The organism is Streptomyces sp. NPDC051576 (assembly GCF_040681835.1).
Taxonomy (GTDB): domain Bacteria; phylum Actinomycetota; class Actinomycetes; order Streptomycetales; family Streptomycetaceae; genus Streptomyces.
In genome coordinates, this window is record NZ_JBFAZO010000016.1 from 40,212 (window position 1) to 63,831 (window position 23,620).

The window sequence follows — 23,620 nt, forward strand, 5'->3', positions numbered from 1 at the left end:
GAACGGTCCGGTGGATTTGTCGATAAGCCCTGCTCGCAGACGATCTTGGGGATAACGATTCCGAGTCGGATCGGTTATCCGATGACCCGACTGGAGAAGGGGGGTCGTCCGCGTCCATAGGATGCCGGGCATAGCTCGGGCACAGCTCCCGGCGCTATTCATGCTGCTGGTGGGACCGCATTCCCACGCCAACGGGTCCTGCTCGAAGGGGAATTCCGTGTCATCTGCTTTGTCTGTGTTCTCCGCGCGGTCCCCGCGCGGGCGGGGCGCCGTGCGCCTCGTCGCCGCGGCCTGGGCGTGCGGACTCGTCGCCGCCGGTGTGCTGGCCGGTGCCGGCCCGGCCGTCGCCGACGAGACACCGCAGACCCAGGGCGGGGCGACGGCCACCATAGGCGGGCTCAAGACGTACGGCGACGCCGTGATCCACGCGGACAGTGGCGATCAGCAGGTCTCCGCGGGCCTGTTCGAGATGTCCGTGGACGGCGGCGGCACCCTGCAGACGTACTGCGTCGATCTCCAGAACCCCACCCAGCGCGACGCCAAGTACCACGAGACCGCGTGGAGCGGCACATCGCTCGGCGCCAACAAGAGCGCGGGCAAGATCCGTTGGATCCTGCAGCACTCCTACCCGCAGGTGAACGATCTCGCGGTGCTCTCCGCGAAGGCCGGCACCAAGGGCCTGACCGAGCAGGACGCGGCGGCCGGCACCCAGGTGGCCATCTGGCGCTACTCGGACGGCGCCGACGTCGACGCGGTCGACCCGCAGGCGGAGAAGCTCGCGGACTATCTGCAGAAGAGCGCGCGGGACGTGGCCGAACCGCAGGCCTCGTTGACCCTCGACCCGCCCGCGGTCTCCGGGCACCCGGGCGAGCGGCTCGGCCCGGTGACCGTGCACACCAACTCGAGCGGGGTGACGGTGACGCCGCCCGCGGACGCCGCCACCAGCGGGGTGCGGATCGTCGACAAGGACGGCAAGGTCGTCACGTCCGCCGTGGACGGCAGCCAGGTGTTCTTCGACGTGCCCGAGAAGGCGGGGGCCGGGTCGGCCGAGCTGACCGTGCAGGCCTCCACCACCGTGCCCGTCGGCCGGGCCTTCACCTCCGACAGCAGGAGCCAGACGCAGATCCTCGCCGGTTCCAGCGAGTCGACGGTCTCCGCCGTCGCGAGCGCGGACTGGGCGAAGACCGGTGCCATACCGGCACTCTCGGCGCGGAAGAACTGCGCCGAGGGCGGCGTGGACATCACGGTGGCCAACCAGGGCGACTCGACGTTCACCTTCGAGCTGCTGGGCGTCGAGCACGGTATCGACGCCGGGAAGTCCCAGACGGTGACGATCCCGCTCCAGGAGGACCAGGCGTACGACTTCACGATCACGGCGCCGCACGGCTACGCGAAGCGGTTCACCGGAGTCCTCGACTGCCGGACGGAGAGCGACGCGGGCGGCGATGTGACGCAGACGCTCAGCGAGCCGAGCCCCGCGACGGTGGGCGGCACCACCGTCGACACCAACCTCGCCGAGACCGGCGGCTCCGGCATCACCCCGATGATCACGGTCGTCGCCCTCGGCCTGGTCGGCATCGGCGCCACGACCCTGGTCCTGCTGCGGGACCGCAAGCCCGGGCAGGGCTGAGAAGGCAAGGCGGCGACGGTTCGGGTCGAGGTCGGGGGAGCCTGAGACCGCTGCGGCGAGCTGGAGCGACCTGCTGCTGGTCGTACGGGGGCGGGTGGTTCCCGGCTGGCAGGTGAGCGGTGCTCTCCTCGTCCTGGCCCTCGTGCTGTGGTGGACCGTCGCCCGACGGTCTCCCCGGGCGGCGCTCTCGCGGCCCCTCGGAAGCAGGCGAGGCGGGTCCTGCGGGGGAGCATGCCGCTGATCGCCATCTCGGTGCTCGGTATCGCGTGGGGAGCGGTGGACGATCTGGTCTCGCACGCGGAGTACCGCGTACTGAGTCTTACCGGACCGGGGGCTGCACCGCCGTGGTCCGGGAGACGTCCTTCCTCGTGATCGGCAACGGCGAGGCGTACGCGGTGGGACGCACCGGCCTGGCCTGGGGCGAGGCGGGGTCCTGGGCGGTCGACGACGGCTACCGGCCCGTCGCCGCACACCTACGCGCTGAAGTGGGAACTGCGGATGGTGAGTCCGGTCACATACCGGACGCCGAACCCCCAGCTCACAGCCCCCGGCCTATACGCGTTTCCCCCGAGGGGTGGCTGTCGGGCAAGATGGAGTACATCTGCCCACTCCAGATTTCAAGCTGCCGGACGGTTTCTCTTGGCTGAGTACATCTACACCATGCGCAAGACGCGCAAGGCGCACGGCGACAAGGTCATCCTTGACGATGTGACGCTGAGCTTCCTGCCCGGCGCGAAGATCGGTGTGGTCGGACCTAACGGTGCCGGTAAGTCCACCGTTCTCAAGATCATGGCGGGCCTTGAGCAGCCGTCGAACGGCGACGCGTTCCTGTCGCCGGGCTACAGCGTCGGCATGCTGCTCCAGGAGCCCCCGCTCGACGAGTCGAAGACGGTCCTGGAGAACGTGCAGGACGGCGCCGCCGAGATCATGGGCAAGCTCAAGCGCTTCAACGAGGTCGCCGAGCTCATGGCGACCGACTACTCGGACGCGCTCATGGACGAGATGGGCAAGCTCCAGGAGGACCTGGACCACGCCAACGCGTGGGACCTGGACACCCAGTTGGAGCAGGCCATGGACGCCCTGGGCTGCCCGCCCGGCGACTGGCCCGTCACCAACCTCTCCGGTGGTGAGCGCCGCCGCGTCGCGCTGTGCAAGCTGCTGCTCGAAGCGCCCGACCTGCTGCTGCTCGACGAGCCCACCAACCACCTGGACGCCGAGTCCGTCCAGTGGCTGGAGCAGCACCTCGCGAAGTACCCCGGCACCGTCGTCGCCGTCACCCACGACCGGTACTTCCTGGACAACGTCGCCGAGTGGATCCTCGAACTCGACCGCGGCCGCGCCCACCCCTACGAGGGCAACTACTCCACCTACCTCGACAAGAAGGCCTCCCGCCTCAAGGTCGAGGGCCAGAAGGACGCCAAGCGCGCCAAGCGCCTCAAGGAGGAGCTGGACTGGGTCCGCTCCAACGCCAAGGGGCGGCAGGCCAAGTCCAAGGCGCGTCTGTCCCGCTACGAGGAGATGGCCGCCGAGGCGGACAAGATGCGGAAGCTGGACTTCGAGGAGATCCAGATCCCGCCGGGCCCGCGCCTGGGCTCCATCGTCGTCGAGGTCAGCAACCTCTCCAAGGCCTTCGGCGACAAGGTCCTCATCGAGGACCTCTCCTTCACGCTGCCGCGCAACGGCATCGTGGGCGTGATCGGCCCGAACGGCGCCGGCAAGACCACCCTCTTCAAGATGATCCAGGGCCTGGAGACGCCGGACTCCGGCTCCATCAAGGTCGGCGACACCGTCAAGATCTCCTACGTCGACCAGAGCCGCGAGAACATCGACCCCAAAAAGTCGCTGTGGGCCGTCGTCTCGGACGAACTGGACTACATCAACGTCGGACAGGTCGAGATGCCCTCCCGCGCCTACGTCTCCGCGTTCGGCTTCAAGGGCCCCGACCAGCAGAAGCCGGCCGGCGTGCTCTCCGGTGGTGAGCGCAACCGCCTCAACCTCGCGCTCACCCTGAAGCAGGGCGGCAACCTGCTGCTCCTCGACGAGCCGACCAACGACCTCGACGTCGAGACCCTCGGCTCGCTGGAGAACGCGCTGCTCGAATTCCCCGGTGCGGCCGTGGTCGTCTCCCACGACCGCTGGTTCCTGGACCGGGTGGCCACGCACATCCTCGCCTACGAGGGTGACTCCAAGTGGTTCTGGTTCGAGGGCAACTTCGAGTCGTACGAGAAGAACAAGGTCGAGCGGCTCGGCCCGGACGCGGCGCGTCCGCACCGCGCCACCTACAAGAAGCTGACCCGGGGCTGATCTTCTTGCGCCACATCTACCGCTGCCCGCTGCGCTGGTCGGACATGGACGCGTACGGCCACGTCAACAACGCGGTCTTCATCCGCTACCTGGAAGAAGCCCGTATCGACTTCCTGTTCCGCCCGGAAAAGGATTTCAAGCAGGGCTCGGTGGTGTCGCGCCACGAGATCGACTACAAACGCCAGCTCGTCCACCGGCACGCGCCCGTGGACATCGAGCTGTGGATCACGGAGATCAGGGCGGCGTCCTTCACCATCACCTACGAGGTGAAGGACGGCGACCAGATCTACGTCCGTGCCTCCACGGTCGTCGTGCCCTTCGACTTCGAGACACAGCGACCGCGCCGGATCACCGCCGAGGAACGGGAGTTCCTGGAGGAGTACCGGGACGACGACGAGGAGGAGGCCGTCGCCGCATGACGGTCCTCCACCTCGCCGACGAAGGGGAGGCGGCGGACTTCGCGGCCTTCCTCTCCCGGCTGCTCCACTACGACCGCGGCGCCGCGGTCCGTCTCCAGGCGGCCGGCACCGCACTGGCCGTATTCGGCCGTCCGCCGTCCTTCGAGGTGCTCGCCATCCGCGCGGTGCGCCTCGCCAAGCCGTACGAGAACGGCCTGGACGTCGACCTCGACGTGACCGTCTCCGCCGGTGAACTCCTGGAGTCCATCGACGAGTCGGCGGCCACGGCCGGGGTTCCGGCCGCGGTGACCGGCCCACCGTGGGCCGGGGTGCTGCCGCCGCGCGGCGGCTGGACCCCCGAGTCCGGACTGCCAGGCCCGCAGGCACTGCGCGGGATGATCGCGTCCGGAGTCGCCGAATTCCGGTCCCGTACCCAGGAGTTGGCCCCCGAGGGCCGTACGCGCGGCGAACTCGACCGGATAGGGCGGGAGATCTGGTCCCGGCCGGTCGGCGACACCCCGCTGCCGGTGCGCGCGGTGCACGCGGCGCAGTCGCTCGGGTTCCTGCGCCCCGGCGGCGAGCCGGGCCTCTTCTCCTCGGGCGCGTGGCTGCGGCTGCGCACGCCGTACGGCTCGATCGCCGTCCGCAGGGCGGGAGTCGGCGCGCTCGGCGTCAGCGTGCTCTGAGCCCGCTCAGTCCCGCTCGCTGTCGTCCGGCCAGACGCCGATGTGGTCCGGCTCCAGTTCCAGGGCCACGCGGTCGCGCATGTTCAGTGCTTCCGTGTACTCGGCGGGGAGTTGGAGCCGGCCCGCCCGGTCCAGCATGGCGTACTCCCGCGCCACGACCGTCTCGTGGCCCGTGGTCGCGTCGACCTCGCTGCGCCGCAGGACCTCCGTGGAGGTGCGGCCGTCGCGGATGGCGACCGTACGGCGGACCTCGGTGGCCACCGTCTGGTCGTGGGTGACGATCACGATGGTGGTGCCCAACCGCTCGTTCGCGGTGCGGAACGCGGCGAAGACCTGTTCGGCGGTGTGCGAGTCGAGTTCGCCGGTGGGCTCGTCGGCGAGCAGTACGGCCGGAGCGTTGGCGAGGGCCACCGCGATCGCCACCCGCTGCTGCTGGCCGCCCGACATCTCCTGCGGGCGTCGGTCACGACAGTCGGCTACCTCCAGCAACTCCAGGAGTTCCAGGGCGCGTTCGGCCCTCACCCGACGCTTGGAGCGGGCGCCGGACAACTGCATGGGCAGGGCGATGTTCTGAGCGGCCGTCAGATAGGGGAGCAGATTGCGGGAGGTCTGCTGCCAGACGAAGCCGACGACCTCACGGCGGTAGGCGAGCCGGTCCTTGGCGGTCATCGTGAGCAGATCCCGGCCGGCCACCCGGGCGGCGCCCGCGGTGGGCGTGTCCAGCCCGGCCAGGATGTTCATCAGCGTCGACTTGCCACTGCCCGAGGCCCCCACCAGGGCCATCAACTCGCCCTCCCTGACCAGGAGATCGAGCCCCTGGAGCGCCTGCACCTCGACACCGTCCGTGGTGAAGATGCGGACCAACCGGTCGCAGGTGATGAGCGCGTCATGGCCGTAGACGGGCCGGTCGCGGCTCTCGGTGGCGCGGGCGGCCAGGTCGGCGAGGGTGGGGTTCGTGGTCATCGACGCTCTCCTCGGTCGCACCCGGCACTTCGGCACAAGCCTTCTTCACGCACGTCCTCGCTACGGCTCACCGCGCGTCCCCAGCCCTCAACTCCCGTACGGACGCCTGCCGTCCGGACCACCAGGCCTGCACCCCGGCGACCCCCACCGCCACCAGCAGCACCCCGATCGCGGGGACGGCAAGCGACACCGGATCGGTTCTCAAGTGGGCCTCCCCGAGCGGGTTCCGGGCCGAGGCCAGGGCCACCGAGGTCAGGTCGAAGCCCGGGGCGAGCAGCCGGACCGTGGCCCAGCCGGTGAGCGCGCCGCCGGCCGCCGCCAGCACGGCCTGGGGCAGCGACTCCAGGACGAGCAGCCGGCGGCCCTGCGCCCGGGTGAGGCCCATCGTGCGGAGCCGGGCCAGCAGGGCGGCGCGTTCGGGGGCCGCGCGCAGGAGGGCGAGGAGGAGAGCGAGGACGGCGTACCCGGCGCCCGCGGCGACCGCCGCCGTGTAGATGTGCTCGGCGCCGGACTGGAGGGGCGAGTCGACGTACCGGGCGCGTTCCTCGGCCCGTACCGTCACCCCGGCCGAGGTTCCGGCCGCCGCGCGCAGCGCGGCCCCGCTCACCCGCTCGCCGGTCACCAGCAGCGAACTCGGCCTGGCCGCCGCACCGGACAGCCCGGCCCGGTCCACGACCAGGAAGTCGGCGCCGGACACGGCCGGGGTCACGTCCCGCACGAGCACGATCCGCACGGTGACCGCGCTGGTGTCGGGCAGCCGTACGAGGAAGGGGCGGGTGCCGTAGGCGGCCGCCACGGAGGGCGAGGCGAGGGCCGGGAGTACCGAACCGGACTGCTTCAACTGCCCCTCGCCGAAGGCCCCCAGGCTCGTCCGTCCCGCCAACTCCGCGTAGGAGCCGGGGTCCACGCCCACCAGCGGTACCGCCTCCAGGCCGTCCAGCGGCTTCGCCTGGTCCGTGACGCTCACTTCGGCGAGCCCGCGCACCCCCGCCAACCGGCTTACTTTGCCAGGGAGTTCGGTCGGCAGGGGAGCGGTCGCGTCGATGCGGGCGTCGGCGCCGACGGCGAGCAGGGCCGCGTGGTCGCGGGCGTCGCTCACCCCCGCCAGCACCGAGCCGCCGAACGCGGCCGTGGTGAGCGCGGTCAGCAGCGCGAGCAGGGGCAGCACCGCGGAGACGGAGGTGCGGCCCGCCCTGGCCAGCGACAGATGGCCCACCACGCCCCGCAGCAGACCGGCCGGACGGGCCAGCCGGCGCAGCAGCAGCGGGTAGACCCGGACCAGCACCAGGGCCGCGATCACGCCCACCAACACCGGTGCCAGCGCGACCAGTTGATCTCCCGAGGAGCCGGACGTGCCGCGTCTGCGCAGGGCCTCCACCGCGCCGGAGGCCAGCACCAGCAGGGTGAGCTCGGCGACCGTACGGCGCCGCGAGGGACGTACGGTCGTCACGTCCTCGCGCGGGCCGTGGACGCCCACGGCCCGATGGGTGAGCGCGGCGCGCACGGGCAGGGCGGCGGACGCGGTGAGGGTGACCGCGAGGGCGGCGGCGACGGCGTAGGAGCGGCGGCCCTCGGGGACGGCCAGCAGCGCGGCCGTCAGACCGAGTGCGCCCGCCGGTACGGCGATCACGGCCGTCTCGGCGAACAGGCGGGCGGTGAGGGCGCGCAGCGAGGCGCCGCGGGCGCGGAGCAGGGCGAGTTCGGTGCGGCGGCGGTCGGCGGTCAGGGAGCCGGCCATGAGCAGGACCACGACGGCGACCGAGCCGGTGCCGAAGGCCGCGACGGCGGTCAACGGGCGGATGCCGGCGCGGAGTTCGCCGTAGGCGGTGAACATGTCGTCGAGGGCGGTGCTCACCTCGGTGTCGGGGGTGGTGTAAGTCCGGATGCGTTGGAGGTCGGGGCCCGATTCGATCGCGGCGACCGCGGTCTTGAGGCTGTCCAGGTCGTGGGCGTGGAAGGCGGTCAGGTCGGGGGCCAACTGCCAGTACGGGGCCGGTTTCGCGGTGGTGGCGAGGAGACCCGGGGCCGCGTCCGGGGCCAGCAGCAGGGCGCCCAGCCAGTACTTCGGCCGGTCCGGCGTCGGCAGCGCCACCAGGGTCGGGGTGCGCAGCAGCGGCTGGGTCGACCAGTAGGCACCGGCGGGATCGCGCGGGGTGAGGATGCCGGTGACGCGGACGGCGAGCGGGGCGCGTCCCTCGCCGGGCACGTGGATCACCGAACCCACCTTGATGTGCAGGCTCTTGGCGGTCGCGGCGGTGACGGCGGCCTCGACCTCCGGAGTCTCCGTGGTGACCGACGCGGCGGCGCGCGGCAACCGGCCCTCGCGCACGGTCGCGTGTGCGGCGAGGTCGCTCTGGGTGGCCGGGTAGACGTGTGCGGGCAGGCCGTTCGGGCGCGGTATCCAGTTGTCCGGCACGGCCGGGTCGTTGGCCGGGCGCACGCCGTACGCGGACTGCACGGGGTCGAGGACGAGGGAACGGCCGACAGCGGTGCGGACGTGGTCGTACTGGGTGCGGAGCGCGCCAGGGCGCAGGTCCGCCTCGCGCTGATTCTGCGGGATCACCAAGTCGGGCTGCCCGCCCGAGAGTTGGACGGAGGTCCGGTCGGGCCCCGCCTCCCCGGCGGCATGCCGCAGCCCGGCATCCTCGTACCGGTCGAGCGCACGCGGAAACGCGGCGGCCAGACACGCGGTCACCACGACGAGCAAGGCCAGCGCCCAGGCGGAGCCGGGTGCGGAGCGCAGGCGGGTGCGGATCCAGGGGGCGGTCGGGGAGGTGTGTGCGGGGTTCATCTCACTTGCCTCCCTGTTTCCGGAGCGAGGCGGCGGGATCGGCTCGTCGCAGGGCGTTCACGGAAGGGCGTGCGGTGTCCACCCCACTCGCCTCCCTGTTCCCGGAGCGAAGTTGCCGGATCGGCCTGTCGCAGCGACGCCAGTGCGGCCGTGACGGCCTGGGGTGTCACCGCGACCGCGGCGAGTCGCAACGCGGCCCGTGGGACGGGGAGTTCGACGAGGAGACGCGGGACGGGGGCGGGGCGCAGCGGGGTGCGGATCCATGGGGCGGTCGCGGAGGCGTGTGCGGGATTCATTTCACTCGCCTCCCTGTTCGCGGAGCGAGGTGGCGGGATCGGCCCGCCGCAGCGCCAGCGCGGCCGTGACGACCAAGGGTGCTACCGCCACCGCCACGAGCAGCAACGCGACCCGTGCGACGGGGAGTTCGACGAGGGCGCGCGGGACCGGGCGGGTGGCCTGGGCCGTCAGGACGATCAGGGGGATTACCGCGCGGGTCAGCACCGTGCCCAAGGCCACGCCCACCACGAGGGCGAGGGCGACCAGGACGCCCTGTTCGGCGGCGATCATCCGGGCCAGCTGGCGGCGCGGGGCGCCCAGTGCGCGCAGTACGGCGAACTCGGCGCCGCGTTCCCGCAGGGACCCCGCCGCGCTCACCGCGAACCCGACCGCCGCGAGCGCCGCCGCCACCAGGGCCGCCGCCGCGAACGCGGCCTCGGGGCCGGCGCCGAACGGGTCGTCGCGGAGTTCCTGGGCGATCTCCTCCCGCACCACGACCTCCCCGGGATCGACATCGGGCAGGGCGCGCACGGCCGTGGCCACCGCCGCCGCGTCGCCCGGCGCGGTCCGCAGCCACCACTCGGTGGGCGTGACGCTCTCGCCGTAGCGCGTCTCCAACACCCGGTTCACGGACCGGAGATCGACCAGCAGCGCGCCGCCGTCGCCCTCCGCGACATCACCGGTCGTCGGCAGTCCGCGGACCGCCGCCACGATCCGCACCGGCAGATTCTCCCCGCCGAGTGTCACCTGCACCCGCTGTCCGGTGCGGGCGCCCGCCGAGGTCAGGAACCGGTCGGTGGCGACGGCCGTGATCTCGGGCGCCGCCGGCTGCACGACCGCCAGCCGTACCGTGACGGAGGCGACCGTCCAGATGTCCTTGCCCGGGATGTATCCCGTGCCGTAGTCGACGGTCAGCGGCTTCGCCGAACTCACCTGCGGGGCGGGCGGGTTGGAGGTCGGGCCGTACGACTCGCTGACGGAGGTCCGTCCTGTCCAGGCGGCGGGCAGAGTGAGTCGCCGGACCTTTCCCTGGGCGTCCGTGGCGCTCAACGCGCTGACCGTGAGCCGGTGTTGCGAGCCGTGCTCGCCGGGCTGGGGCATGTCCAGTTGGAGTCCGGTGAGGGTGAGCGGGCCGGGGGACGCGGAGACGTCCAGCTTCAGGTCGTACTGCCGTCCATCGGTGGGGAGTTGGCCCAGCGGTTCCTGGTACGGGGTGCCGTAGCGGTCCTCGACCGTGGCCGTGACGTCGACCGTGGTCTTCGGGCCCGTGCCGCGGATGCCCGCTCGCATCGTCAACTGGGCGGTTCCTGAGGGGATTTGGGTTCCCCTCGTGGTGCCCTTCGGGCCCAGGCCCGCCAGCAGTGGGCCGGCGGGGCGACCCGACGTCAGGTCCCCGCGCATCAGCACCGTGTCCGACGCGTGCGCCGTGTCCAGGGCCAGCACGGTCGCCGTACGGTCGCCCGAGAGGGACTGCGAGGCGCGGACGGCGGGGGCGGCCTCGCGTACGTGCGGGAGGTTCGCGTAGGTCTCCGTGCGGCCCAACCCGCCCTCGCCGGCGGCCAGTACACGTACCGGCGCCCCTGCCTGGAAGTCGGCCTGGTCGCTCTGCGAGCGGTTCCAGGAGGAGCTCTGCCCGATGGCGAGCATGCCCAGCGCCAGGGCCAGCACCAGCAGCAGCACCGGCCCGGCACCCCGCATCGGACGCCGGCTGAACTGCCAGCCCGCCAGCGCCACCGGCAGCCCCCGCCCGGCGGCGGCCCGGCGTTCCGCGAGCCGTGCCACCGGCGGCAGCAGCCGTAGCGTCAGGACCGTGCCCGCCAGCAGGGCGAGTGCGGGGGCCGCGACCAGGAGGGGATCGATGCCCAGGGTCCCGGAGGTGTCGGTGCTGACGGCTCCCGAGGTCTGCCGGTTCAGTTGCCAGTAGGCGACAGCGGCCACCACCAGCAGGCCGAGGTCCGCGCCCGCGCGGAGGGGAGCGGGGAGGGCGTGGGCCCGGCCGCCCTCGAAGGACGAGGTGAGGGCGGGGAGCGTCACCGCGAACGCGCAGCCCAGGGCCACGGCCGCCGCGACCAGCCACACCCCGGCCCGGCCGCCCGCCGGGGTGTCCAGGTGCAGCCCGATCCGGGCCAACGCGCCGTGCCCGGCGAGGAGTTCGGTGAGCGGGCCGGCGAGGAGCGGAGCAACTGCCGTGGCCGGTACGGCGAGCAGCAGTGCCTCGGCCGCCGACAGGCCCGCGAGCCGGGCCCGGGCGCCGCCGCGCGCCCGCAACAACCTGCTCTCGCCCGCCCGTTCGGCGCTCAGCAGCCGGGCCACCAGCAGCAGGGCGTAGCCCGCGAGCAGCGCGAGTTGGAGCGCGACGATGAGCAGTGTGGAGCGGGAGACGAGCAACGAGCGGTCGAGCCGGTCCAGTACGTCCGGCAGCGAGGTCGTGGCGGCCGTCGTACCGCTGAGCACGCTCGCCCTGCGCAGCGACGCGCTGCCGGTGCGGGCCGCCTCGCGCAGCGCGCCCGTCCGTCCGGTCGTCAGCGTGGAGAAGTCGGCGGACGCGAGCCACGCGGACTGCCCGGCGCTCAGCCCGGTCAGGCTCGCGGGAGCGGTGAGCAGCGGGCCGTAGGTCGTGAAGCCGGCCGTGCTGAGGCCACGGCCGCGCAGGTCGTCGAGGAGCCAGTAGGCGGCGCTCGCGACGGCGGGCCGGTAGACGCCGGTGACGAGGATGTGCGCTGCGGGGCCGCTGAGCCGGTTCGGGAGGGTGAGGCGGGTGCCGGCCTTCACACCGAGGCCCTCGGCGGCGGCACGGGGCAGCGCGACCTCGACGTCTCCCGAGGCCGTCGCGCGGGGGAAGCGGCCCGAGAGCAGCTGCACCTGTGTCCGGTCCAGGGCTCCGAAGTAGGTGAGATCGGGGTCGCCGGACCGCTGGGCGCGCGGCTGGAGCGAGCGCGGCAGGGCGTACGGGCCCGAGCGCATCAGGGTCCGTACGGTCACCGGCAGTCCGTCGAAGGTCCGGCCGGCCGCCTTCCGTACGGCGGTGTCGGCGGCCGTGTGGTCGCCGGGCGGGACGTCGGCCTTGACGATCAGGGCGGTGTCAGGGGTGTTGCGGGCGTCGTTCAGGGAGTGCTGGAGCGCCGCGTCGCCGATCGCGCCCGAGTAGGCGGTGAGCGTGGTGAGGACCGCCGTGGTCAGCAGGACGGTGAGCAGCGCGGCGGCGAGCAGCAGGCGGTGTGCCCGCGCGCGTACCAGGACGAACCCCACCCGGCCCCCCGCCGTTGTCCGGATCACTTCCGGCGATGCTGTCAGAGGGGACGGGCGTCGAGTAACCGTTTGCGACCATGGCTTGACCGGATTGTGACCGGATAGCGGCGCCGGGTGACCGGAATCCGACGTTCAGTGAACGGCGGTCAGCCCACGGTGCTCAGCCCACGGTGCTCAACCCGCCGTGCTCAACCCGCCGTGCTCAACCCTCCGTGTTCACCATCGAAGCGGCGGCGTACGTCAGGTAGTTCCACAGCGTGTGCTCGTGCTCCTCGGAGAGCCCGAGTTCGTCGACGGCGACCCGCATGTGCTTCAGCCAGGCATCGTGCGCGGCCCGGTCGACCTGGAAGGGCGCGTGCCGCATCCGCAGGCGCGGGTGGCCGCGATTGTCGCTGTACGTCGTCGGGCCGCCCCAGTACTGGATGAGGAAGAGGGTGAGGCGCTCCTCGGCCGGCCCCAGGTCCTCCTCCGGGTACATGGGCTTCAGCAGCGGGTCCCCGGCCACGCCCTCGTAGAAACGGTGGACGAGCCGACGGAAGGTCTCCTCCCCGCCGACCTGCTCGTAGAAGGTCTGCTCCTGAAGCGTGCCGCGCCGAATCTCTTTCACGCTCCCATGGTCTCAGACGGGGTGACCGAGGACTCAAGACTTAGGACCGCTCGCCTCCCGGCCCCTGGCGCAGGACAGTGGACGTATGAGCGCGCACGCTCTCGACAAGGATCTGGACGCCGTCGCCGTGGCCGCACGGGCCGAACTGGTGCGGGAGATCGAGCTGAGCGGGGCCTGGGACACCGATCCGGAATGGCGTGCGGTGTTCGAGGCGGTGCCCCGGCATCTGTTCGTGCCGTACTACTACGTGAGCGTCGCCGGCGGGCACGAGCGGCTGTGGCGGGACAGCCCCGATCCGGGCACCCGGGAGCGCTGGCTGCGCGGGGCCTACACCGACATGCCGCTGGCCACCCGGTTGCGGGACGGGGAGTTGGTGTCGTCCAGCAGTCAACCCTCGCTGATGGCAAGGATGTTGGCCGAACTGCGGGTCTCGGACGGCGACCGGGTCCTGGAGATCGGCGCGGGCACCGGCTACAACGCGGCGCTGCTCGCCCACCGGCTCGGCGACGACCTGGTGACCACCGTCGACCTGGAACCGGAGATCACCGAGTCCGCGCGCGCCCACCTCGCCGACGCCGGGTACCACCCGGCCGTCGTCACCGGCGACGGCACCCGCGGAGTCCCCGAACGTGCCCCCTACGACCGGATCATGGCGACCTGCGCCCTGCCGTCGATCCCGCGCGGCTGGCTCGCCCAGTGCGCGCCCGGGGCGCTCGTGCTGGCTCCGCTCGCCACCGGCCTGATCAGGCTCACGGTCCGGGACGCGGCGCACGCCGAGGGCGCCTTCCTGGACACGGCCGCGTACTTCGTGCCCCTGCGCGGCACCGGGCCAGGACCGGCCGACGAGGTCCCGCACCGGGCCGGCGAGCCCGAACTCCTCCGCTTCCTGCTGACCCTCGCCCAGGGCACCCTCGATCCGCGGGCCGCGTACGAGCTGTGGGAGCGCGAAGGGCGACCCGGACGCGAGCGCTACGGCGTCACGGTCGCCGGTGAGCGGACCTGGGCGTGGCTGGACGACCCGGAGGGGCCGTACACCTGGCCCCTCCGCTGACGGGCGTCGCTTCTCTCCGCGCGGCTAGCCGCGGCGGACCGTGATCGTCGTCCACGCGCCGACGTGCACCCGGTCCCCGTCCTGCAAGGGCACCGGCACGAAGGGCTGGATCGGCTCCTCGCCGCCGTTGACCGTCGTACCGTTCGTCGAGTTCTGGTCGACGACCGCCCAACTGCCGTCGGGCTGCTGGACCAGGACCGCGTGCTGGTGCGAGACGCCCGGGTCCTCCGGCGGCACCGACAGGTCGATGTCGGGGGACTCTCCGGTGGAGTGCCGGCGGCGGCCGATGGTGATCTGGTTGCCGGTGAGCTGGCGCTGCTGCTCGGGGGAGTACGCGGGCAGGTTGAGACCCGCGGCCTCCGGGCCCGAGCGCTGCATCATCGCCATGAAGTACTCGCGGTCCGGGCCGATCGTCGCCAGCCAGGTCGTCGGCTGCTGCTGGTAGGCCTGGCGGGGCGGGGGCGGGGCCTGGGTCGAACCGGGCTGCGGATAGCCGTAGCCGCCACCGCCCTGTCCGGGACCGCCGGGGCCACCGGGACCGCCCGGGGAGCCGGGGGTCGGCGGGGAGATCACCCAGTCGTCGTCACCGCCGCCGAAGGACGGGCCGCCCTGCTGCGGACGGTTCGTCTCCTGCGGGTACCCGGGCGGGGCCGACGGGGCGGACTGCTGGAACGCCTGCGGTGCGCCGCCGCTCGTCCGGCCGGGGCCCCCGGTGGGGGTCGGTCCGGGCGGGGGCGGGACGGGCCGCGAGGGGTCGGGGCCGAAGTTGGGGGGACCCTGCGGGTTCGAGGGGTCATTGCCGAAGGGGCCGGGCGGGCCCTGCCGCTCCCCGCCGTAGGCGCCGGGCCGGCCACCGCCGAACTCGCCCTGGCCGGGGCGCTCGTTGCCGAACTGGCCGCCGGGACGGCCCGCGGAACCGGGGGGTTGCTCGTTGCCGAAGGGCGGGGGCGGGCCGGAGGGCTCGTTGCCGAACGGCCGCGGCGGACCGGACGGGTCGTTGCCGCCGAACCCCTGTGGGCCGGGGCCGGGGCCCTGACGCTCCCCGCCGAAGCCCTGCGAGCCGCCGGGGGCGCCGGGCCCACCTTGCCGCTCGTTGCCGAAGCCCTGCTGCGAGCCCGGGCCGCCGGGTCCACCCGGACCGCCCTGCCGCTCGTTGCCGAAGCCCTGCGGGGGCTGACCGCCGGGTCCGCCCTGCCGTTCGCCGCCGAAGCCCTGCGGGCCGGGACCGCCGGGGCCACCTTGGCCGCCCCCTTGGCGCTCGTTGCCGAAGCCACCGGGACCGTTCGGGCCCCCAGGGCCACCAGGACCCCCGGGTGCTCCAGGCGCTCCGGGTCGGCCCGTCGGTTCGTTGCCGAACGGGGGTATCGGCTCGGCCGGGCGGTTCATCTGCGAGGGGCGCGAACCCTGGTACTCGTAGGAGTCACCGCCGTACGTCGGACCGGGCGGCTGCTGCTGGAAGCGCGCGGCCGGGCTCGGGCCGGGCGCCGGGGGGCGCGGGGCGGCGGGGGTGTACGAGGTCGCCGTGTTCGTGAGGAAGTTCCACCGGCACTCCTCGCAGAACGGCGCACCGCCCTCACGGGGCGTACGGCACTGCGGGCACAGCTCCGCCTCGGCGGAGGCGTTCGGGCGGCCGCCGGGCGCGGGCGGCGGGAAGCCGTAGCCGCCGCCGGGGGGCGGTGGAGGGGGCGGGGGTACGGCACCGGCCATGCGGTGACCGCAGACCTCGCACCAGTCGTCGGAACCCGACTGGTGTCCGTTCGGGCAGGTCGGCATGTCGGCGCGTCCCCCTTTCGCACAGGGTCGTTCTAGCTAGGTCACTTCTTTACACGAACAGTCTTTGTGGACCGTGTTTCGAGAGTCATCTCGTCGGCCTCCGCGACCTTCGCCTTCAGTCGCACAGTACCCGCCGCGGCATCGACCACGTCCACCACCTTCGCAAGCAGTTTCGCAGTATCCGCGTTTCCGGAGACGCTGGCGAGCTGAACGGCCCGTCCCAGTTTGGCCGTTGCTCCATCGACATCACCCGATTTGCGAAGATCCAGCCCTTGTTGGATGACCTGTGCCAGTTCGGCCTGGCCGGTGTAATGCGCGACCTGGGGATTGATGGACGTGGAGGCCACCATGTCGTCGGTCCACACGGCCTTCACCAGGCCCTGGGCACCCAGGTTCTGCGCACTGCCGTCGGGCTGCGGGACGACCAGCGAGACTCGGGCCGCGAGCATCTCCTGACCGATGCCGGCCTCGGGGACCTCGACGCACACGTGGTAGTCACGGGACTCGTCTCCCCAGGACCCGGTGGGGTAGTCCCCGGCGCGCGGGCCCGCCTCGGTGCGGCGGTCGGTCAACTCCTCGACCCTGGGCGCCACTTGCTTGACGAATTTGATGGCCGTGCCCACCGGCGTCCACAGCCGCAGCGCGACGTCCGCGACCTCCTTGCCCATCGCCGTCTCCATCATCTGCGTGAAGTCGGCGGCGAGGTTCGCGGGGTCGGCGACGATGTCGGCGGTGCCGAGCAGTGCGGAGGCGATCCCTGTGACTTCTTTCACTTCCCAGTCGGTGCCGACGCCCCGCGCGTCACAGGTGAAGCGCCCGGCGCAGGAGTCGAGGGCGGCCTTCAGGTCCTCCGGCGCCTCGTGCTCGTTGCGGCCGTCGGTGAGCAGGATGCCGTGGCGTATGGAGACGTCCGCCGAGGACAGCAGCCGGTCGGCGAGGCGCAGCCAGGTGCCGATGGCGGTGCCGCCGCCCGCGCTCAGCTTGCGCAGCGCCTGCTTGGCCTGGTCACGGGTGCGGGAGTCGGCGACCGCGAGCGCGCCGCCGCCCGGATAGACCTCCTTGGCGACATGGGTGCCGCCGATCACCGCGAAGTGCACCCCGTCACGCAGGGTGTCGATGGCGGCGGCCGTGGCGTCCCGGGCGTTGCGCATCTTGGTCGGCGGGTAGTCCATCGACCCCGAACAGTCGACCATGATCGCCACGGCCGCGTCCGGGCCCTGCCCGGCCGAGTAGAGATGGGGTGCCGTGACCGGGCTTCCGATGGTGCCGCCGCCGGTCGAGGTCACCGTGACGATCGCGTTGACCTCGCGCCCGCCCTCCGGCAGGTACTCGTTCTGGTACACGTCGACCGAGAACTGTGGCACGTTCGACTTCGAGAAATTGGCCATGACTGCTCTGATCCCCCTCAAGTACCCCACCTGGATGGGGCGATGACTGTGAGCGGACCGGTCCCCTCCGGTCCGAGACCATCCCCGTTTTGTCTGGCCTCAGCCGGATACTGCCCCTTGTGGCGGGGCTGGGAACGGTACGACGGCCACTGTTACGTTGTCGTGGCCCCCGCCGTCCAGTGCGTGGCCGACCAGGACCTGGGCGCTGTGCAGCGGGCGGAGCGCCGCGTCCGGGGGGACGACCTCGGCCATCTCCTCGGCGGACTCCGCGTAGTTCCACAGGCCGTCCGTGCACACCACCACTACACCCGGCCGGTCGGGCTTGAAGGAAGCGGTGTGCGGCTCCAGTTCGTAGGCGTCCGCGCCGAGCCAGCCGGTGATCGCGTGGGCGCGCTCGTCGGCGTAGGCCTCGGCCTCGCTCATCAGGCCCGCGGCGACCATCTGCGCCGCCCACGAGTCGTCCTCGGTGAGCCGGGCCGGCGGTGAACTGCGGTCCACCGGGATCCAGTAGGCGCGGCTGTCGCCGACCCAGCCGACGACGAGAAGCGTCGGTGTGACGACGGAGCCGACCAGGGTGCAGGCCGGCGCGTTCTGGTGCGGGGCGTGCTCGCGGGCCGTCGCGGGCTCCTGGGCAAGGGAGTTGACCGCGTGCGAGGCCGCGATGATCGCCTCGTGCATCGCCTGCTGCGGATGTGTGCCCCGCGGCAGCGCGGCCAGCAGCGACTCGCCCGCCTCCCGCGAGGCGGCCAGCGAGGCCGCGTCGGGCCGGGTCGCCGAGGACACCCCGTCGCACACGACCGCGACGAGCGCGGGCGCCCCGTCCGGCAGCAGGCACTGTCCTACGGCGAAGGCGTCCTCGTTGCGGTGGTGGCGCAGCCCGCGGTCGCTGACCGCCGCGAGCGGGCCCGACTCCTGTTCCATGTGGTCGCGTTCACGGGGCTGGGCGTGCCCGCAGTTCTCGCAGTACCCGTCCGGATCCACCCGGCCCGACCGGCAGGCCACGCACACCTTGGTGCCCTCGGCCGGGGTCGGCGGATCGGCGGCGACCCTCGGGTCCGGCGCCTGGAGCGGGTACTCGTCGGGCTCTGGCGGCCGGTCGAACCGTACGCCCGCGGCCGGGGAGACCGGCGAACCGGACGGCGGGAGCGGGGCGTCGGTCGGCAGCGGGGTGCCGCCCGAATCGGTGCCGGGCAGGTCCGTCGGAAGATGGACCGTCGGCCGGCTCTCGGCACCCTCGGGCTGGGACACCACGGGCCAGTCCACCTCCGCGGACTCCTCGGGCGGGAGCGGCACCGCGCCGTTCATGGTGAGCGTCGGATGGTCGTCCGGCGGCGCCGGCACGGCGGACAGGTCGTATCCGCACGCACCGCAGAAGCGGTCACCCGATTCGAGGGGTTCCTCGCAGCTCGGGCAGGCGGACAACTGGGGCATCTGCGACATCAACTACACCCACGTCCGGGGGCGGTAACGGTTGGCACGTTCCACCAGGTCGATCCTCTCCTCGCCGCCCCGCGCCAGCCGGGCCAGCGTGCGGTACGAACGCTCCAGGCCGAAGCGGAGTCCCCGCTCGTCCAGCTCGCTGCCGAGCAGCTCCCGCCGTGCGGGCGGCACGGAACCCTGGCCTCCGGAGAGTATCCAGTCGAGGGCGCACCCGAGGACCTCGGCCGACAATCGCTCCCGCCGGACCGCGTCAAGACCGTATCCCTCCAGCGCTTCCACCTGCCCGGCGGCTGCGGTCAGATCGTCCAGGAACGGCGTGTCGCCGGCCGTCGCGGTCCGCTGCCGAAGCCGCGCCCGTACGGCGGCCACCCGCGCGGCCGTGTAGTGGATCGACGCCTCGGGCACCGACTCCAGCGTCCGTACGGAACCGGCCCGGTCGCCCGTCGCGAGCTGGACGCGGGCCAGGCCGAACGCCGCGCTCACATAGCTCGGGTCGGTCGACCACACCAGCCCGTAGTACTCGGCGGCGTTGTCCAACTGCCCCAGCACCTCGGCGCACACCCCGAGCGCCAGCTTCGGTGTGGGCTCGCCCGGGAAGGCGTCGTAGATCGCGTCGAAGGAGAGCGCGGCGGCCTCGAAGTCACGGGTCGCCAGGGCGGCCACGCCCCGGTACCAGACCACCCGCCAGTCGTCGGGCCGCTCGTCCTCCAGCTTCGCCAGCGCGTCCAGCGCGGTGTAGGAGTCGCCGTTCTCCAGCCAGGCGCGGATCTGCCGCAGCCGGGTCTCCACGGACGGCGACGGCGCGGACGCGAGCGCGCCGAGCAGCTCGGTCGCCGCGGTCGCCATCAGGCCCGCCAGGAAACCCGCGTTGGGGTCGGCCGGGTCGACATGAGGGACCGGCAGGGCGAGCGCCACGGCCGGGGCGTCGACCGACTTGACGATGCCCGGGGCGTCCGCGGTGGCGGACAGCGGTGCGGTGGGCAGCGGTGTGGCGGCGGACAGCCGGGCGGCCGGGAGCGCCGTGGACGCCACCGCCTTGCGGTTCCTCGGCCGCACCACCCGCGCCCCCAGCGACGACACGTCCCCGTCCAGCGCCGGGAACAACTCCGTGTCCGTGACCTTGAGTTCGGGGCCGAACAGGGTGGACAGCGACGGCCGGGCCCGGCCGGTCTGCAGCGAGACGACCTCGCGCAGCACGCCCGTCAGCTGCTCGGCCATCTCCTGCGCGGAGGCGAACCGGCGGGCCGGGTCCGGGTCGGTGGCGCGGACCAGGAGCCGGTAGAACGACTCGTAGCGGCGGAAGACCTCGATGTTGTCCGGGTCGGGCAGCGAGTCCACGAAGACGTTCGTGTAGCCCTGGAAGTCGAAGGTCATGACCGCGAGGGTGCGGGCGACCGTGTACAGGTCGCTCGCCACCGACGGGCCGACCTCCGCGACCTCCGGCGCCTGATAGCCCACCGTGCCGTAGATGGCCGACTCGTCGTCGTCCATCCTGCGCACCGCGCCCATGTCGATCAGCTTGAGCTGGTCCTCGGTCTGGATCGCGTTGTCGACCTTGAAGTCGCAGTACAGCAGATTGCGGCTGTGCAGATGGCCGAGCGCCTCAAGGGCCTCGATGCCGTACGCGCAGGCCTGCTCCACCGGCAGCGGATCGCGCTTCCCGGCCGCCGTACGACGGTCGTTGGCGATCTCCTTCAGGGACTTGCCGCCGACGTACTCCATGACGATGTACCCGTCCAGCGAACCCGTCCGTTGGTCCAGGTGCTCCACGAAGTTGTAGATCCGCACGATGTTCGCGTGCTCGATCTCGGCGAGGAAGCGCCGCTCGGAGATCGCGGCCGCCATCGCGTCCTGGTCACCGGTGTCGAGGAGGCCCTTGAGCACCACCCAGCGGTCGGAGACCGCGCGGTCCACGGCGAGGTAGACCCAGCCCAGGCCGCCGTGCGCCAGACAGCCCGCGACCTCGTACTGGCCGTGCACCACGTCACCGCCGGCCAGCTTCGGCACGAAGGAGTACGGGTTGCCGCACTTGGTGCAGAAACCCTCGGTGCGCCCCGGGCTGTCGCCGCGCGAACGCCCCACCGGCGCCCCGCAGTCCGAGCGCGAGCAGAACCGCTTGCGCTCGGGCACCTCCGGGTTCTCCAGGACCATCTCGCGCGGGTCCGGCCTCGGCACGCCCGGCACCTGCACCAGGCCGACCCCGAGCCGGCCGCGGCTGGAGGTCCCCGACGACGGGCCGGAGCTGCGCACCGACACCGAGCGGCTGGAGGACCGGCCCGACACCGAACGCGAGAGCCGTCCCGACACCGAGCGCCGCGACTTCGACGACTGCGACGACGTACGCGAACTGCGGGCGCTGGCACGGGAACTGCTGCTCCCCGAACCTCGCGAGCCCTTGCCGCCGCCGGTCATCCCGGTGGGCGGCGAACCGATCGCGCCGGTCGACGACACCACCGGCGCCAGACCGCACGTGTCGCAGTACAGCTCACCGCCGCCGACGTCCTCGTAGGACCCCTCGCAGCCGGGCCGCTGACACTTCCGCCGCGCCTCACTCATCACCGACCCCGCTTCTCCCTCGTCACTCACGCGCCCGGCCCCCTCAAGTCCTCGGGACCGCCCTGCGGTTGGGCCCGGGGAGCGCTGAACTGCTCTGCCGCCGCGTGCTGGTAGCGCAGCACCGCCTGCTCGGCGACCCGCAGGTCGCAGGGGGCGCTCCACAGCATGCGGCGCGCCGCGTCGTACCGCTCGATGAGCAGCGGGTCCTCCGCGAGGCCGTGCCGGGCGACCTTCGCCTTGTACGCGTCGAGACGGCCGCGCAGCTCCGCGCGGACCGCCAGCGGCTGGGTGACCGCGGTCAACGACTCGCGGGCGCGCAGCAGTTCGTCCTCAGCTTTCTGCTCCAGGGACTCCAGGAGCGGGGACAGCCGGTGCCACTGGGCGTGTCTGCGGTACTCGGCGGCCGTCGACAACTGCTCCTGGAGCACGGTCGGCGGTCCGCTGACGACCGGCACCTCCGTGGCGGCGATCTTCGCGAGGACCTCACCGCGCGCGGTGCGCGCCTCGGCGAGCGTACGGTCCGCGCGGGAGAGCACGTCCCGCAGCTTCACCAGCCTTGCCTCCGCGTCCTGCCGGACGGTGAGCACGGCGTCGATCTCGCGGCGCACGTCCTCCAGGGCGCGCGCCTCCCGGTCGTAGACCGTGGTGTCCGGTCGGCCGCCGCCGGGGGCCGAACTGCCCTGCGCCCGCACCCAGAAGGCCAGCGGGTCGGAGATGACCCGCTCGCGCAGCTCGGTCAGGGTGCTGGTGATGCGCTCCAGGTCGTCGCCCGCCGGGTGCTCGCCGGGGCGGACGCCGACGGAGTGGGCGAGCTGCCGGGTGCGCTGCAACTCCGCGGCCAGTAAGTCGATCCGGGCGGGCAGCGCCGACCACACCGCGTCGGACGTGACGACCATGTCGAGCGAGGTCGCGTACAGGTCGTTCATCTCGTCGACCAGCGCGCTCAGCGAGAACTGGTGGCTCAGCTTGCTCGAACCGCCCGTCAGCGTCGGGGCGTTGGCGGTGGCCGCGGTGGATCCGGCGACCGTGACGGACTCGCCGCGCAGCAGCTCGGTCAGCTCGACCAGGTCCTCACGGCTGGACCAGCGGCGCCGGGAACGGATGCTCTGGGCGGCGTGGAAGGCGTCCGTGTACGCGTCGAAGTACGTCCACAGCAGCGTGATGGACGCCTCGGTGGATGCCCAGCGCTCCTTGGTGGTGCCGGTCAGCTCGGCGCCTTCGAGGAGTCTGCGGCCCGCGTGGTCCTGGAGGGCGAGGAGCGAGGTCTCGATGGCCTCGTGCTCCGCGCCGAGCCGCGCCAGCGCACGGTCCACCTCGTCCCGGTCCATTACCGGCCCGGGGGGTCCCGTGACGCCCATCGATCACCTCTCGCTGCGTTGTGTTTCCGTCAGTGGTCCGTGTTGTCCTGGTTGTCCTGTAGTTGATGGTCCGTCACGTGTAGTGCGGTGCGGGCGGGTTGGCCGACTCCGAGTCCTTACCCAGGGTGGGCAGCAACCATTTCGTGTAGGACGCCCGCCAGCCGTCCGGGCTGGTGCGGTACGTCTCCAGTATTCGGTTCACCCGGCGTACCAGGTCGGTCGCCCCCTTGTTCATCGCCACGCCGTAGTACTCGGTGGTGAAGGGGCTGCCCTTCAGCTCCACCGTCGGGTCCTGCGCCGCCTGGCTGGCGGCGAGCGCGCCGTCGGTCACCACCGCGTCCGCCTGGCCGAGTTGGAGCTGCACCAGGCAGTCCAACTGGTTGGGGACGGCGGGCAGGACGTCGACACTCGCGGGGAGCTTGCCGCTCGTCTTGTCGTCCGTCAGCCGCTTGTTGGCCGTGGACGTCGCCGCCGAGCAGACCCGCTTGCCGGCGAGCGAGTCGTTGTAGCCGCTGATCGTCGACACCTTCGGAGCGAGGACCTGCTGGCCGGTGACGAAGTACGGGGCGGAGAAGGCCACATCGTCGAGGCGGTCGCAGGTGATCGTCATGGTGCGGACCACCATGTCGACGCGCTTCTTCTGGATCGCGGGGATGCGCTGGCTGGTCGGGATGGCCAGGAACTGGAGGTTGTCGGAGGTGTAGGAGCTGCCGAAGATGTCCTTGGCGATGGCGGTGACCAGGTCGATGTCGAAGCCCTCCAGGTCGCCGGAGGAGCCGTTGGGGTTGCGGTACCCCCAGCGGTAGCTGTTCTGGTCGACGCCCACCCGCAGGACACCGCGGGCCTTGATGGCCTTGATCGTGGCGCCCTCGGCGTCCGACGGGGACGGGCTCAGGTTCTGGACCGTCTTCTCGTCGCACTTGGCGGCCTTGGCCTGGACGCCCTCGGCCGTCCGCTGCCCGTCGAGGTCCGCGCCCGCCTCGCCGCGGGACTGGGTGAGCGGCAGCAGCAGGACGAAGGCGAGGGCGAGGACGCAGACGGCCGCCATCGCGCCCACCCCGCCCCAGCCCCTCAGGCCGGCCCGCAGCCGTCCGAGGTTCCGGAGGCGACCGGTGTAACCGCGTGCTCGCATCGTCACGCCCTCTTTCCC

15 protein-coding genes are annotated in these 23,620 nt (G+C 72.5%); 5 read left to right on the forward strand and 10 right to left on the reverse strand.

Going from position 1 to position 23,620, the window contains the following annotated elements; translation table 11 throughout:
* Nucleotides 1-217 precede the first annotated feature (217 nt).
* The 4 genes from AB0M63_RS40405 to AB0M63_RS40420 all read left to right on the forward strand — a co-directional run bounded on the left by AB0M63_RS40405 (nt 218) and on the right by AB0M63_RS40420 (nt 5,018).
* Nucleotides 218-1,630, forward strand: coding sequence for a Cys-Gln thioester bond-forming surface protein (locus AB0M63_RS40405; protein ID WP_366022892.1), 1,413 nt, complete (start codon nt 218-220; stop codon nt 1,628-1,630).
* Nucleotides 1,631-2,269: 639 nt separating this feature from the next.
* Nucleotides 2,270-3,934, forward strand: a complete 1,665-nt coding sequence (ettA, locus tag AB0M63_RS40410; protein ID WP_366022893.1) for an energy-dependent translational throttle protein EttA — start codon at nt 2,270-2,272, stop codon at nt 3,932-3,934.
* A 5-nt stretch (nt 3,935-3,939) separates the two neighbouring features.
* Nucleotides 3,940-4,353, forward strand: coding sequence for a thioesterase family protein (locus tag AB0M63_RS40415; RefSeq protein WP_355901448.1), 414 nt, complete (start codon nt 3,940-3,942; stop codon nt 4,351-4,353).
* The gene (locus tag AB0M63_RS40420; protein WP_355901450.1) at nt 4,350-5,018 is read left to right on the forward strand and encodes a hypothetical protein; all 669 of its coding nucleotides are present in this window, start codon (nt 4,350-4,352) and stop codon (nt 5,016-5,018) included. Before AB0M63_RS40415 ends, AB0M63_RS40420 begins: the two co-directional genes overlap by 4 nt.
* 6 nt (nt 5,019-5,024) lie before the next feature.
* On the opposite strand, the gene AB0M63_RS40425 is transcribed toward AB0M63_RS40420, so the two are convergent.
* The 4 genes from AB0M63_RS40425 to AB0M63_RS40440 all read right to left on the reverse strand — a co-directional run bounded on the left by AB0M63_RS40425 (nt 5,025) and on the right by AB0M63_RS40440 (nt 12,904).
* Nucleotides 5,025-5,981: an ABC transporter ATP-binding protein gene (locus AB0M63_RS40425; protein WP_355901452.1), complete on the reverse strand. Its 957-nt coding sequence runs from the start codon at nt 5,979-5,981 to the stop codon at nt 5,025-5,027.
* Nucleotides 5,982-6,048: 67 nt separating this feature from the next.
* The gene (locus tag AB0M63_RS40430; protein WP_366022894.1) at nt 6,049-8,772 is read right to left on the reverse strand and encodes an FtsX-like permease family protein; all 2,724 of its coding nucleotides are present in this window, start codon (nt 8,770-8,772) and stop codon (nt 6,049-6,051) included.
* A 297-nt stretch (nt 8,773-9,069) separates the two neighbouring features.
* Nucleotides 9,070-12,324 carry an ABC transporter permease gene (locus AB0M63_RS40435; RefSeq protein WP_366022895.1) on the reverse strand — a complete coding sequence of 1,085 codons (3,255 nt, stop codon included), beginning with the start codon at nt 12,322-12,324 and terminating at the stop codon, nt 9,070-9,072.
* A gap of 175 nt (nt 12,325-12,499) precedes the next feature.
* The gene (locus AB0M63_RS40440; RefSeq protein ID WP_093626885.1) at nt 12,500-12,904 is read right to left on the reverse strand and encodes a globin; all 405 of its coding nucleotides are present in this window, start codon (nt 12,902-12,904) and stop codon (nt 12,500-12,502) included.
* Nucleotides 12,905-12,989: 85 nt separating this feature from the next.
* Here AB0M63_RS40440 and AB0M63_RS40445 point away from each other — a divergent pair, with 85 nt between their 5' ends.
* Nucleotides 12,990-13,955, forward strand: a complete 966-nt coding sequence (locus AB0M63_RS40445; protein ID WP_366022896.1) for a methyltransferase domain-containing protein — start codon at nt 12,990-12,992, stop codon at nt 13,953-13,955.
* A 24-nt stretch (nt 13,956-13,979) separates the two neighbouring features.
* Here AB0M63_RS40445 and AB0M63_RS40450 read toward each other — a convergent pair whose 3' ends face one another.
* From AB0M63_RS40450 to AB0M63_RS40475, 6 genes are all read right to left on the reverse strand, one after another.
* Nucleotides 13,980-15,728, reverse strand: coding sequence for an FHA domain-containing protein (locus AB0M63_RS40450; protein WP_366022897.1), 1,749 nt, complete (start codon nt 15,726-15,728; stop codon nt 13,980-13,982).
* A gap of 41 nt (nt 15,729-15,769) precedes the next feature.
* On the reverse strand, nt 15,770-17,116 hold the full coding sequence (locus AB0M63_RS40455; protein WP_355901463.1) for a VWA domain-containing protein: 1,347 nt from the start codon (nt 17,114-17,116) through the stop codon (nt 15,770-15,772).
* A 99-nt stretch (nt 17,117-17,215) separates the two neighbouring features.
* Entirely contained in the window at nt 17,216-18,559 is a 1,344-nt protein-coding gene (locus AB0M63_RS40460; RefSeq protein ID WP_355901465.1) for a PP2C family serine/threonine-protein phosphatase, read from the reverse strand.
* Nucleotides 18,560-21,112, reverse strand: coding sequence for a tetratricopeptide repeat protein (locus tag AB0M63_RS40465; protein WP_355901823.1), 2,553 nt, complete (start codon nt 21,110-21,112; stop codon nt 18,560-18,562).
* A gap of 26 nt (nt 21,113-21,138) precedes the next feature.
* Entirely contained in the window at nt 21,139-22,470 is a 1,332-nt protein-coding gene (locus AB0M63_RS40470) for a hypothetical protein (protein ID WP_366022898.1), read from the reverse strand.
* Between the two features lie 73 nt (nt 22,471-22,543).
* A complete protein-coding gene (locus AB0M63_RS40475) occupies nt 22,544-23,602 on the reverse strand; it encodes a glutamate ABC transporter substrate-binding protein (RefSeq protein ID WP_355901825.1) in 1,059 nt (352 codons plus the stop codon).
* Nucleotides 23,603-23,620: the final 18 nt, after the last annotated feature.

Excerpts from the sequence above, each read along its gene's own strand:
- AB0M63_RS40475 (WP_355901825.1), bottom strand. The coding sequence starts at position 23,602 with ATGCGAGCACGCGGTTACACCGGTCGCCTCCGGAACCTCGGACGGCTG.
- AB0M63_RS40425 (WP_355901452.1), bottom strand. The coding sequence starts at position 5,981 with ATGACCACGAACCCCACCCTCGCCGACCTGGCCGCCCGCGCCACCGAG.
- AB0M63_RS40470 (WP_366022898.1), bottom strand. The coding sequence starts at position 22,470 with ATGGGCGTCACGGGACCCCCCGGGCCGGTAATGGACCGGGACGAGGTG.
- AB0M63_RS40420 (WP_355901450.1), top strand. The coding sequence starts at position 4,350 with ATGACGGTCCTCCACCTCGCCGACGAAGGGGAGGCGGCGGACTTCGCG.
- AB0M63_RS40430 (WP_366022894.1), bottom strand. The coding sequence starts at position 8,772 with ATGAACCCCGCACACACCTCCCCGACCGCCCCCTGGATCCGCACCCGC.
- AB0M63_RS40445 (WP_366022896.1), top strand. The coding sequence starts at position 12,990 with ATGAGCGCGCACGCTCTCGACAAGGATCTGGACGCCGTCGCCGTGGCC.
- AB0M63_RS40450 (WP_366022897.1), bottom strand. The coding sequence starts at position 15,728 with ATGCCGACCTGCCCGAACGGACACCAGTCGGGTTCCGACGACTGGTGC.
- AB0M63_RS40465 (WP_355901823.1), bottom strand. The coding sequence starts at position 21,112 with ATGAGTGAGGCGCGGCGGAAGTGTCAGCGGCCCGGCTGCGAGGGGTCC.
- AB0M63_RS40455 (WP_355901463.1), bottom strand. The coding sequence starts at position 17,116 with ATGGCCAATTTCTCGAAGTCGAACGTGCCACAGTTCTCGGTCGACGTG.